This window comes from Paenibacillus sp. A3M_27_13 (genome assembly GCF_024213315.1).
Taxonomy (GTDB): domain Bacteria; phylum Bacillota; class Bacilli; order Paenibacillales; family Paenibacillaceae; genus Paenibacillus; species Paenibacillus polymyxa_B.
Genome location: NZ_JANAVE010000001.1, coordinates 565,456 through 578,284, shown reverse-complemented (window position 1 = coordinate 578,284; position 12,829 = coordinate 565,456). Strand labels below are relative to the sequence as shown.

General features: G+C 43.5%; 11 protein-coding genes. All 11 read left to right on the top strand.

Annotated features, from left to right (window positions below):
- Positions 1-51 precede the first annotated feature (51 nt).
- The gene (gene dxs / locus NLX82_RS02715; RefSeq protein ID WP_023989244.1) at positions 52-1,950 is read left to right on the top strand and encodes a 1-deoxy-D-xylulose-5-phosphate synthase; all 1,899 of its coding nucleotides are present in this window, start codon (positions 52-54) and stop codon (positions 1,948-1,950) included.
- A 76-nt stretch (positions 1,951-2,026) separates the two neighbouring features.
- Positions 2,027-2,878 (top strand): TlyA family RNA methyltransferase, encoded by an 852-nt coding sequence (locus NLX82_RS02710; RefSeq protein WP_023989243.1) that lies wholly within the window; start codon positions 2,027-2,029, stop codon positions 2,876-2,878.
- Between the two features lie 155 nt (positions 2,879-3,033).
- Positions 3,034-3,510 (top strand): hypothetical protein, encoded by a 477-nt coding sequence (locus tag NLX82_RS02705; RefSeq protein ID WP_028540597.1) that lies wholly within the window; start codon positions 3,034-3,036, stop codon positions 3,508-3,510.
- 16 nt (positions 3,511-3,526) lie between these two features.
- On the top strand, positions 3,527-3,976 hold the full coding sequence (gene ahrC / locus NLX82_RS02700) for a transcriptional regulator AhrC/ArgR (RefSeq protein ID WP_013310809.1): 450 nt from the start codon (positions 3,527-3,529) through the stop codon (positions 3,974-3,976).
- A gap of 58 nt (positions 3,977-4,034) precedes the next feature.
- On the top strand, positions 4,035-5,753 hold the full coding sequence (recN, locus tag NLX82_RS02695; RefSeq protein WP_023989241.1) for a DNA repair protein RecN: 1,719 nt from the start codon (positions 4,035-4,037) through the stop codon (positions 5,751-5,753).
- A 123-nt stretch (positions 5,754-5,876) separates the two neighbouring features.
- The gene (gene spoIVB / locus NLX82_RS02690) at positions 5,877-7,037 is read left to right on the top strand and encodes a SpoIVB peptidase (protein ID WP_254347458.1); all 1,161 of its coding nucleotides are present in this window, start codon (positions 5,877-5,879) and stop codon (positions 7,035-7,037) included.
- Between the two features lie 216 nt (positions 7,038-7,253).
- Positions 7,254-8,057, top strand: coding sequence for a sporulation transcription factor Spo0A (gene spo0A, locus NLX82_RS02685; protein ID WP_023989239.1), 804 nt, complete (start codon positions 7,254-7,256; stop codon positions 8,055-8,057).
- A 516-nt stretch (positions 8,058-8,573) separates the two neighbouring features.
- The gene (locus NLX82_RS02680; RefSeq protein ID WP_023989237.1) at positions 8,574-9,323 is read left to right on the top strand and encodes a class I SAM-dependent methyltransferase; all 750 of its coding nucleotides are present in this window, start codon (positions 8,574-8,576) and stop codon (positions 9,321-9,323) included.
- Between the two features lie 299 nt (positions 9,324-9,622).
- Positions 9,623-11,323 carry a methyl-accepting chemotaxis protein gene (locus NLX82_RS02675; RefSeq protein WP_254347457.1) on the top strand — a complete coding sequence of 567 codons (1,701 nt, stop codon included), beginning with the start codon at positions 9,623-9,625 and terminating at the stop codon, positions 11,321-11,323.
- Between the two features lie 113 nt (positions 11,324-11,436).
- A complete protein-coding gene (locus NLX82_RS02670) occupies positions 11,437-11,991 on the top strand; it encodes a hypothetical protein (RefSeq protein ID WP_233903742.1) in 555 nt (184 codons plus the stop codon).
- Between the two features lie 364 nt (positions 11,992-12,355).
- Positions 12,356-12,760, top strand: coding sequence for a hypothetical protein (locus NLX82_RS02665; RefSeq protein WP_023989234.1), 405 nt, complete (start codon positions 12,356-12,358; stop codon positions 12,758-12,760).
- Positions 12,761-12,829 lie beyond the last annotated feature (69 nt).

Below are 12,829 nucleotides of genomic sequence, written 5' to 3'. Positions count from 1 at the left end.
TAATACTTGTTAACTTTACACACAAACTTGAAGGAAAGCGGGGAGATATGCGTGCTGCTTCCACACATAAAGCAACCAGGCGATCTGAAATCACTGTCGGTTGAGGAGTTGGCTTCTCTGGCCGAGGAAATCAGGAGCTTTTTGATTGAGAAGCTGTCCGTGACTGGGGGGCATCTGGCATCGAATCTGGGAGTGGTTGAGCTCACGATCGCCCTGCATTATTGCTATAACAGTCCGAAGGACAAGATGATTTATGACGTTGGGCACCAAGCCTACGTACACAAAATATTGACAGGGCGAATGGATCGTTTTGATACACTTCGTCAGCGTGATGGACTTTGTGGTTTTGTAAAAAGAAGCGAGAGTGAGCATGATGTTTGGGAAGCCGGTCATAGCAGCACTTCTCTGTCGGCCGCAATGGGAATGGCTTTGGCTCGAGATTTGAAGGGCGAGGACAATAAAGTCATTGCAATGATCGGAGACGGCGCGTTGACTGGGGGGATGGCCTTCGAAGCGTTGAATCATATCGGACATGAGCGCAAAAATTTAATGGTCATTCTGAATGACAACGAAATGTCCATAGCACCTAATGTGGGGGCCATGCATAATTATTTGAGTAAAATCCGCTCGGACCGTCATTATTTGCGAGCAAAAGATGAGCTGGAAGTCTTGCTGAAAAAAATACCCGCGATCGGCGGTAAACTTGCCAAATCGGCTGGCCGTGTCAAGGACAGTCTTAAATATATGATGGTGCCTGGTGTACTGTTTGAGGAACTGGGACTTACGTATCTCGGTCCAGTGGACGGGCATGATTTGCCGAAGCTAATCGAAACCTTCCAGCAGGCTGATAATGTCACTGGCCCTGTATTGGTGCATGTCGTAACCACCAAGGGCAAGGGCTATAAACCTGCAGAGGCAGATTCACACAAATGGCACGGAATCAGCCCTTACAAGATTGAATCGGGTCAGGTACTCAAAGCTGTAGGTAATCCGATGTATACGGAAATTTTCGGCCGAACGCTGATTGAGCTGGCTGAGCAGGATGAGCGCATCGTTGCGGTCACGCCTGCTATGCCTGGTGGATCAGGACTGGTACCGTTTAGTAAAGAGTTTCCTAGCCGTATGATTGACGTCGGCATTGCTGAACAGCATGCAGCTACCATGTGTGCTGCGTTGGCAATGGAAGGGCTGAAACCGGTGTTTGCGGTGTATTCCACTTTTATGCAGCGTGCTTATGACCAGATTGTGCATGATATCTGTCGTCATAATGCGAACGTAATGTTCGCGATTGACCGTGCAGGTTTTGTTGGGGCTGACGGGGAAACTCATCATGGCGTGTTTGATGTGGCATTCCTACGTCATATCCCGAATCTTGTGCTTATGATGCCAAAGGATGAGAACGAGCTACGCCATATGATGAAAACAGCGCTCGACTATGAAGACGGTCCAATTGCTTATCGTTACCCGCGTGTTAATGTGGTTGGCGTGCCGTTGGATAAAGAATTACAGGCTATTTCCATCGGCAGTTGGGAGCTCCTGCGTAAGGGTGAGGGCTTTGCTGTAATTGCATCAGGACCGATGCTCCAGGTGGCGACAGAGGCTGCGGAGGCGATGAAACGTGAAGGGTTGCAAGTGGGCGTAGTGAATGCCCGTTTCCTGAAGCCTTTGGACGAGGATATGTTGCGTGAGCTGGCTCGTCAGCATACGAAGCTGATCGTATTGGAAGAAGCTTCTGAAGCAGGAAGCTTGGGTAGCGCTGTACTGGAATTTTACGCCAAAGCCGAAATACAAGAGGCGCAGGTGCGCCTAATGGGGATTCCCGATCTGTTCGTGGAGCATGGCTCCATTAAAGAGCAGCGTGCTGAAGTAGGGCTTACCATTGAAGATGTATGCTTAAAGCTGCGTAAATGGGCTGCTGAACCAGCATATGGCATGGGACAATCCGTATAGGGTAACTTAAAGCGAAGACCATGACGTTTATAAAAAGTATGACAAGAGCAGCCTGGCTGCCTAAAGGGAGATTAACATGTCTGTTCCGAAGGAACGCATTGATGTATTACTTGTAGAACAAGGCTTTTTTGAAAGCCGTGAAAAAGCTAAAGCTGCGATTATGGCTGGTCTAGTGCTGGCGGACAGCGAACGGATAGAGAAAGCGGGTATGAAGGTACCACGCGCCAGCGAGCTTAAAGTTAAGGGTTCGGTGCATCCGTATGTAAGCCGTGGAGGATTAAAGCTAGAGAAGGCCATTCGTCAATTTGAGCTGGATATGAAGGGCAGGACAATGCTGGATATTGGTTCGTCCACTGGAGGTTTTACGGATTGTGCACTTCAGCATGGAGCGGAATACGTATACGCCATTGATGTGGGTTATAATCAGCTGGATTGGTCGCTTCGTAATGATGAACGAGTATGCGTAATGGAAAAAACGAATTTCAGATATATGACACCTGCGGATTTGAATGGTTCTGTCCCGAATTTCGCAAGTATTGACGTTTCGTTTATTTCATTACGTATTATTTTGCCCCCGTTGCTTGCCTTATTGCATCAACCTGCTGATATTGTAGCTCTAATCAAGCCGCAATTCGAAGCTGGACGCGAAAAGGTCGGAAAATCCGGTGTGGTCCGTGATCCTGCTACGCATAAAGAAGTGTTGCAGACCATTCTGATGTTTGCGCATGAGCTTGGACTTACGCTGCAAGGTTTGGCTTATTCGCCTATTACAGGTGGAGAAGGCAATATTGAATTTTTAGCGCATTGGCGTTTGGATGGGCTTCCTGCTGCAGAATCGCAGCTGGAGAAGATGGATTTCAGACCACTAATTGAACGTACTGTTCAGGAAGCAGGGCAGACTTTTAATAATGGTCCATCGCGTAAGTAACATTCAGGGGTTCTCCATGAGTTCTGTGAACTTAAGGGAACCTCTTTTTGGTGTGAGGGATTGATTATAGAACTCACGTTCGCCTATAATGAGATGTACAAAGGAAAAGGAATTTTACATCTTGTCCTAGAATATGTCCATGAGGTGATCGGTCCATGGACACAAGATATGATACGATTATCATCGCTGTAATCGGGGTGATATTAGGGATATGGGCTTTATATAGCCTGCGTGCCTGGTTGAAGGAGCCAGGGCCGCTTGTGCTAAAGACAATACCGATTAACGAGGATTTGGATGAAGGGCCTGCTATAGATATACTCGAAGAAGCAGGTTATGAAGTAGTGGGTGGGAAAATGAAAATACCGCTTGCTTTTAAAGTGAATGGACATACCGTGTATAGCCGTTTGTTTATAGACTACGTGGCTGTACGAAACGGTTCGACATATATGGTCAAAACGTCACGCCGCAAGAAACCAATGGAGTGGAGTGGTCCTGATTTACGGGACAGGCTCATGCCGTATTTGTTGCTCTATCCGGGTTGCGCGGGTGTATTGTACGTTGATACGGACGAGCGAAGTATTCGCCTTATTACATTAGTGGAAGACCTCGAAGAAGAGGAATATGAAGGTTAATCCATAGGAGGATTATATGAAGGGTCAACGACATATTAAAATTAGGGAAATTATTTCACAACATGAGATTGAGACGCAGGATGATCTGGTTGAAGCATTGCGTAAGGCTGGTTTTCAGGTCACACAGGCGACCGTATCGCGTGATATCAAGGAGCTGCTGCTGATCAAGGTTCCAATGGACGATGGCAGATATAAATATTCAATGCCTTCAGATCAGCGCTACAATCCGGCCCAGAAACTGAAACGTACGTTGGTCGATAACTTTTTGCATATTGACTACACAACCAATCTGATTGTGATGAAGTGTCTGCCGGGAACAGCCAACTCGATTGCTGCTTTATTGGACAATATTGAATGGTCCGAGATTATGGGTACGATTAGCGGAGATGACACCATTTTGATTATTTGCCGATCGGAAGAAAACAGCGAAGCTATCGTGAATCGTCTTATGGGCTACATTTCCTAATTATAATGGCTACGCATATTAGGCGTTTTAATTTGTACATCATAGAGGTGAAAGAACGATGCTGGTCACTTTGTCTATACGGAATTTGGCGGTCGTAGAGGCCGTCGATGTTCATTTTTATAAAGGGTTTCATGTCTTGAGCGGGGAAACAGGTGCTGGTAAATCCATTATTATCGATGCGCTTGGGCTGATTGCAGGCGGTAGGGGCTCTGCTGATCTAGTACGTTACGGTTGTGATAAAGCAGAGATGGAAGCCTTGTTTGAGCTGCCGGTAAAACATCCAGTTTGGAAAACACTTGAGGAACAAGGGATTAAGGCCAATGCGGAGGAGCATTTGCTGATTCGTCGCGAACTTACGGTTCAGGGGAAAAGCTCTTCTCGAATTAACGGTCAGATGGTTAATTTAACGATGCTGCGTGAGGTAGGTGAGCAGCTCGTCAATATCCACGGGCAACATGAGCATCAAAGCCTGCTACGTGCAGATCGCCATCTGGCGCTGCTGGATACGTTCGGTGATTCGGTGATCGGTCCAGTCAAAACGCTTTACCGTGAGCGTTACAATGCTTTTGTCAAAGCGGAAAAAGAAGTAAGAGAACTGCAAAGCTCCAGTCAAAAGGCTTATCAGCTTTTGGATATGTACCGATTTCAATTAGAAGAGATCGCTGCGGCGGAGTTGAAATTGGGAGAAGATGAATTATTGGCAGAGGAACGGGTCAAGCTATCCCATAGTGAGAAAATGATGGATGGGATATCAGGGGCATACGAACTGCTAAGCGGCAGAGGTGGGCTGGATACGATCAATAACGTATTGTCCAGATTGAACGATGTCCAAAGCTATGACAGCAAAAGCCTTCAGCCTATTGCGGAGCAGATTCAGTCTGCTTTTTACCAGTTAGAGGACGCAGCATTCCAATTACGTTCTTATCGTGAGGATATTGAATTTAATCCAGGCAAGCTGCATGAAGTGGAGCAACGTTTGAATCAAATTACCGGATTACAGCGAAAATATGGTGATAGTATAGAGCAGATTTTGGAATACTATAGCCGTATTGAGCAGGAAACCGATCTGCTGGAAAATAAAGATGAGCGGCTGGAGCAGCTCATTGCAAAACGGGATGAGTTGCTTTCCGATTTGCTGGAGATTTCGGAAGAGCTTACAGAAGCACGTGAAATTTGTGCTGAAGAGCTTGCAGAGCAAGTGGAGCAGGAGTTAAAAGACCTGCAGATGGAAAGAACGTCACTCAAGGTGCGTATTGATCCAATTGAAGATCCACGCGGATATGAGTATAAAGGTCTGAAGGTAAGACCTACCAAGCAAGGCATAGATAATGCGGAATTTCTTATTTCCCCCAATCCAGGTGAGCCACTACGTCCACTTGGTAAGATCGCTTCAGGCGGTGAGCTATCACGTATCATGTTGGCGATGAAAAGTATTTTTGCGCGTCATGATCAAATTCCAGTACTCATTTTTGACGAGGTGGATACCGGGGTGAGTGGTCGTGCAGCTCAATCCATTGCCGAGAAGCTATATCGTTTATCTTCCGTTTGTCAGGTGTTTTCCATTACTCATTTGCCACAGGTGGCATGTATGGCAGATCATCAGTACCTTATTGAGAAAAATGTTCATGATGGACGGACCATGACTCAAATTGAGGGACTTACGGAGGACGGGCGTGTCAAGGAATTGGCACGGATGCTGGGCGGCGTGGAAATTACCGAAAAAACATTGCATCACGCACAGGAAATGCTGAATTTGGCGGAAGGAAAGAAAGCCTGAAAAGAGCGGCTGGCGTAATGTTTAACAGTTATAAAAGCCTGGGGGCAAGGTTACCTTATAGGTACGCAATTGGCGACCACCTTTACTCGTCAAGCGAAAGAAGCAAAGGGAGCGTGACAGCCATTGAATTTTTACTCCAGGATCAAATTGCTCGGTCTTTTGCTTGTTTTTCTTATGTGTTCTATCGGTAACGCTCAGTATGTGCAAGCAGCGCTGCCTCCACAAGCTTCTTTGGATTTGTTCGGCTCTAAAAGCATGAGGACAACCCAAGAAAGTGTAGTCCCCGATTTAAAAGTATACCCGGGGGGGCAGACGATTGGGGTCAAAGTAAAATCTTCAGGAGTGCTTGTCGTCGGTCACCATATCATTCAGGAAAGTAATGATCGTAAGGTGTCACCTGGTGAAACAGCAGGGATTCGCCTAGGGGATCGAATTACACACATGAACGGCAAGCCACTCAATAGCCTGGCAAGGGTTGCTGAGGCAGTAGACGAAGCAGGTAAGAACAAAAAACCGCTCGACATCACGCTTTGTCGAGGGGAGCAGACCATTTCCACCAAGTTAACACCAGCATATGATCAAGATGATAAAGCGTGGCGGCTTGGGTTGTATATTAGGGACTCGGCTGCAGGTGTAGGTACATTAACGTTTTACGCACCGGACCAGGGTGTATACGGGGCCTTGGGTCACGTAATTACCGATATGAATACCCAAACCCCTATTGTCGTGGGGAGCGGAGAGATTGTGCAATCCAATGTGACGTCAATTGCGAAAAGCCAAAGTGGGGAACCAGGAGAAAAACGCGCTCATTTTCTCAAAGATCATCGGGTATTAGGAAATATTGAACGAAATACGAATTTCGGAATCTTTGGGAAAATGTCAGATGAGCCGCAATATGGATTGTATTCGACTCCTATTCCAGTGGCTCTTGCGAATGAAGTAAAAGAAGGATCGGCAGAAATTTTAACTGTGCTGGAAGGTCAACAAATTCAGCGGTTTCAGGCGGAAATTGTACACATCTCTCAGCAGGACAAACCAGCAACCAAAGGACTTGTGATACGCATTGTAGATCCAAAGCTACTGGATAAGACCGGGGGAATCGTGCAAGGAATGAGCGGTAGTCCGATTATCCAAAATGGTAAGCTTATCGGGGCTGTGACACATGTATTTGTGAATGATCCTAAATCAGGTTACGGTTGTTTTATCGAATGGATGCTGCGCGATGCAGGAATCATGCAGAATAACGTAAGCTTGAAATCATCTTCTAATCTTAAGGCGAGCTAGTGGCCTTAAGATTTTTTTGTCGAAAAGCAGGGGAATAACTCATAATTGCAAGATAAAGAATCAATTATAATAGAAACTCTAAAAAAAATAAATAAAAATAATTTTCGACAGAAGGAATTCATAATTCGATGTCGAAATCATATACTCCGACAAGAAATATTTATATACTGTAAACAGATATCACAATGGAATATCACTCAATGAGGAGGAAGTACATTGCAAAAAATTGAGGTATTGTTGGCTGATGACAACCGGGAATTTACGAATTTGCTTGCTGAATATATTTCCGATCAGGAGGATATGGAAGTTACAGGAATCGCCTATAACGGCGAAGAAGTGCTCCAACGCATCGCAGAATCCCGCAACATACCTGATGTACTTATTTTAGATATTATTATGCCTCACCTGGATGGTCTCGGTGTGTTGGAGCGTTTGAGAGAAATGAACCTGACTCCACAGCCGAAAATCATTATGCTGACTGCATTCGGTCAAGAAAATATTACACAAAGGGCCGTACAGCTCGGGGCATCTTATTATATTTTGAAGCCGTTTGACATGGAAGTGCTGGCTAACCGTGTTCGCCAATTGGTGGGACCGCAGTTAGTTAGCAGCAGTCCGGTGACCATTTCATCCATGCGGTCCAACGTAGTACCTATGGGTAAGACGAAAAACCTGGATGCCAGTATCACAGCCATCATACATGAAATTGGTGTACCAGCTCACATCAAGGGCTATCAATATTTACGTGAAGCCATTACGATGGTGTACAATAATATCGAAATTTTGGGAGCCATCACCAAAACATTATATCCGGCAATCGCCGAAAAGTTCAAAACGACGGCATCTCGCGTAGAACGCGCCATTCGTCATGCTATCGAGGTAGCATGGACCCGTGGAAATATCGACAGCATTTCACACCTGTTCGGTTACACCATTAATATCAGCAAGTCCAAACCAACTAATTCAGAGTTCATAGCGATGGTGGCAGATAAGCTGCGGATTGAGAATAAGGTGTCCTGAAAGAGTCAGAATGATTGATGAAGCAAGGGATTTTTGTTTATCAATGATAATTGCAGGGATGGCTTCTAATCTCCAAAACAGCCGCCCAGATTACCGATAAACTTCTGAATAGTAGAAAACTAATACCGCCTTTTTATTGGTTCTTCCAAGAACCAGTAAAGGAGCGGTATTTTTTATGAACGATTTTCAATTTCAACTGGACAATTTAAAGTTTTCTTCAATTATCGTCATTTCATTGCTATCAGTCGTCGTTCTACCAAGGGAGAGAGTTGGAATTGTTATTGAACTATTGCTTGATCGACAAGCTCTATAAGAAATATAATTAAAACAATCTTTCAAATGAGGTGAATCGGATGTCATTCCGTATTGTTCGAGGTATTTAGTTTCCGGGCTGGAAAAAACGCGTACCAGCCGTCAAGGGAGAAGTCTATCCTTTTGGCTACAAAAACTAAAATTCTGAATGATATCGGTCTGCTAACTCGTAGTTTTTATCCTTAATTGGAAGGTGGAAGAAAAATGAATTCAATAGAATATAAAGAGTTTTATGATAAGGTTGGAAAAATCAACGGATGGGATTTCAGCAATGTGAAATGTATCTCCAAAGGAGTAAAATGGGACTTCTACAATGAAGTGGCGAAGACATGCAAGAAGTCGGATATATTGCTTGATATCGGTACTGGCGGCGGGGAAGCAATTTTATCAATAGCAGATTCTGCATTACTTCTAGTTGGGATTGACCATTCCACCGGAATGATTGAAACAGCAACCAAGAATTCTGCTGAATCAGACATAGCAAATGTTCGTTTTCTCCAGATGGATGCTGAAAATCTAAATTTTCCTGAGAACTTCTTTAATGTAATCTCTTCTCGACATTCATGTTTTTATGCAAAAGAGATAGCAAAGGTGTTAGTAAAGGGTGGTATGTTCCTGACACAGCAAGTAAGCGAAAACGACAAATTAAATATTAAAGAAGCGTTTGGAAGAGGACAGGCATGGGGTGCTAAGAAAGACTCGTTAAAAGCTAAATATATTACCGAATTAAGTGATGCGGGCTTTAACGATATACAGTCATTTGAATTCAATGCAAACGAATATTATCAGACTCCTGCTGACTTAATATTCCTCTTGAAACACACTCCGATTATTTCTAACTTCGGAGAAAAAGAAATTGATTTTCAAATACTCCAACAATTTATTATAGACAATCAAACCGAAATAGGAATAAGGACAAATTCAGAACGATTTATGGTGATTGCTAGGAAGTAAAACATAAAGGGATACCCGTTTCTGGGTATCCTTTTTTTAAAACTTATAAGTTTGATGGAATAAGTGAATAAAGATTTTCAGCATCTCCCTCCCTATATGACGGTACAATTGTTGGGGATTATAAAACATAATGCTCTCCACGAGGTTATAAAATAAACCTGAATCAGTTGCACCAACCATCACGAAGGGAAATTTTCCTTTTGTAAACAGTTCTGAAATTCTCTTTAATTTTGATATAAACAAAGTGTCGTTTCTTGTCGATATAGTATCTAATATAAAGAGAACTGAGGAGCGTATATATGAAATTTAACATTCGAACAAAATTGTTATTGGGTTTTTTAGCGGTAATAATCCTTTTGATCGTGATTAGTACAGTATCTATCTCAAAAATGAAAAACCTAGGTGACACTTCGATGGCAATTGATAGCCATTGGATGCCAAGTGTGACCATACTGGGAACACTAAATGGTGATGTATCTGATGTAGAGCGGATTTCATTAAACATTATTGTAGAACGTGACCCAGAGGAAATGGAGAAGGTTCAGGCCGAATATGATAAGGTTTTAAAAAAGGTCGAGGACGGCCGCAAAACATACGAAAAATTAATTGCTACCCCTAAAGAACGCGAAATGTACGAAGAATTCTCCAAAAATTATACGGAGTATTTGGCTAAGTTGCCTGAAGTGATCGAAGCAGGTAAAGCTAATGATTATGCTCAATCAAGCATCCTTCATCAAGAGTCCTATAAGTTATGGTATAGTTCAAACGATATGATCAGTCAGCTCATTAAATTGAATGCAGATGGATCTAAACAGACTACGAAAGAAGCTGTTGACAACTTTATTTCAGGGAGACAATTGATCATCGTTTTGAGTATAGCAGCCGTTATATTAGCATTGATCATGGCAATCATCATAGCCCAAATTATTTCTAAACCTATCTTGCGGATCAGTCGTGCTGCTGAAAGTATTGCATCGGGTGATCTTACAAGTGAAGCTATCATTGTGAAGGGCAAGGACGAGATCAGTACGTTGGCACATTCCTTCAATGTCATGGTTGAGAACCTTCGTCAACTGATTCAATCTGTGAGTAAGACGACTGAGTTGGTAACCACTTCCTCAGAAGAATTGACGGCCAGCGCAGAGCAAAATAGCCAAGCTTCTGCACAAATAACCGAAACGGTGCAAGAAGTAGCTACTGGAACAGGAGACCAGGTAGATATGGTGACGAAATCGTCCCAAGCTATTGAGGAAATGTCTATCGGTGTTGAGCAAATCGCCATCCGCGCGCAAAATGTATTCGCATCTGCGCAAGATGCGGCCCATAAATCGGCTGAAGGTAACCAGATGATTCAACAGGCAGTTACGCAGATGAATGCCGTGAATGATTCGATGAATGGATTGGCAGATCTCATGGCTGGATTGGGAGAGCGCTCAGACGAAATTGGCAAGATCATTGATGTTATCACCAATATTTCTAGTCAGACCAACCTTCTTGCCTTGAACGCTGCGATTGAAGCGGCCCGTGCAGGAGAACATGGTCGCGGATTTGCTGTAGTTGCAGGCGAAGTTCGCAAGTTGGCTGAACAATCGGCTCATTCAGCTCAACAAATTACGGAGCTAGTGGGATTGATTCAAAAGGATACTACCCATGCTATTGAGGCGGTAGCGTCTAACGGGAAGGATGTCATGACAGGTCGTGAAGTTGTACAAAATGCAGGCGCATCCTTTGAACTCATTCAGGAAACCGTAAATAAAGTGGCCAGTGAAATTGAAGAGGTTTCTGCCGGATCAGAACAAATGTCTGCAAGTACAGATGAGATTGTTGGTTTTGTCAGACAAATTTCAGCGATTGCTGAGGAAGCCGCAGCAGGGACACAACACGTATCTGCCGCAACTCAGGAACAGCTGGCGTCCATGGAGGAAATTGCTTCATCTGCAAGAAACCTGTCTACGATGGCAGAGGATCTGCAAGGGCAAATTGGTAAATTCAAAGTATAATTCGTATACTGCTTTTTATGTTTCAGAGGAACTAGCTGCTCTATTGTGAGCGGCTTTTTTCTTTTTTTATTAATATATTGTGATTAAAGGGTGGAGATATGAGGAATCTGTAATTGGAAAGATATGATATAATGGTGGGAACTTCTTTGGGTTGGAGTGACATCATGGACAATAAGACTGAACTTAAAGCAAGTGACCTACGTCAGTTAGCGATAGAAAAAATCATAGCTACACCGTTTTTGAATGATTTTAAATATCTGAAAAGCAGAAAAGTTTTGAAAAAAGAAACCAAGGAATTTATATTTGGAATTTGTTTTGGTGCGACGAAATATGGTGCATTAAAAGTTTATATTATCGTAGAATCCAAAAGAATAAAAAAGAAGTATAGTACTGGGGCTTGTTTTCACAGTGAGCTGATTGCTCTCACCAAGAAATATACGGGAAACAGGGATTACCTTGTGTCCACAGAAGCAGAAAGAGAACGGGTGATCCAAGAGATTATTGAAGATATCTACACTTTCGCGTTGCCCTTTTTCAAGCGATTTGAACATGTAGAAACACTAGCAGAACAAGTACATAAGTCAGGCTTTTTACCGCATCGCAAACGCTTTGATAAGTTTAATCCTTTGACGAAAAGATTCATTGATTTTTATTATCAAGGGGAGTAATGTAGCCATCTGGGACATTTTTGTTCTCACCATTGGGCAGTAGGTAAGCATTTTGATAAGGAGAACGAATTCAATGGGGGGGATATTATCGTTTTTCAAAAGGATGATGTACAATTTGTAAAACGGGGCAATGTACTCCTTAGGAAAAGATGATTTACCTAATATGCTCAATTTCTTGCTTAGAGGCGAGTCGGATATTGCACTGGAGGGTACGTTTTTTATATGGGTAGACAATCGGATGAACAGCACAGAGGCTGTATAACGGGTATAATTTCAATGAATAAAGCTATAGGCTAAGTCATCGCATTGAACGGGCTAGTGGTATTAACCCAATTGATTCTAAAGCAAAGGCGGGGATGAGAGCATGTGGAATAGTCTGACTTGGGTGTTCTTCGGCGTGTTGTTGGTGGCGTTGGGTTGGATTGTTAAAGCAAGGCGTAGTCGCAGCAGCAACAAACAAGTGCATGAACAGCGGGGCAGTAATGTCGTTGAATTTCGTCCTCGTAAGTCCGCTCGACAATCCCGCACAGGAAATGAATCTAAGTCTAAAGTGTCTTCCGGTTCACGCGCGAATGAAAAAGCAGCAGGTATTCAGGCGCAAACTGGGTTTGGACTGTCTGACTCTATCCAGGGCACAGGCAAGCAAAAATGCTCCTTTTGTAAAAAAGAAGACAAATTAACCTTCTATGCGGATGACAATGGATCGCTGTATGGGGTATGCAAAGAGTGTAAGCATAAGGCGGAAAGACAGGATATGTTGCCACTTTAGTCTATACAGACGATTGAGGACCATCATTAAAAAATTCTTATAATTAATAAAAACTCCCAACCGATGCAG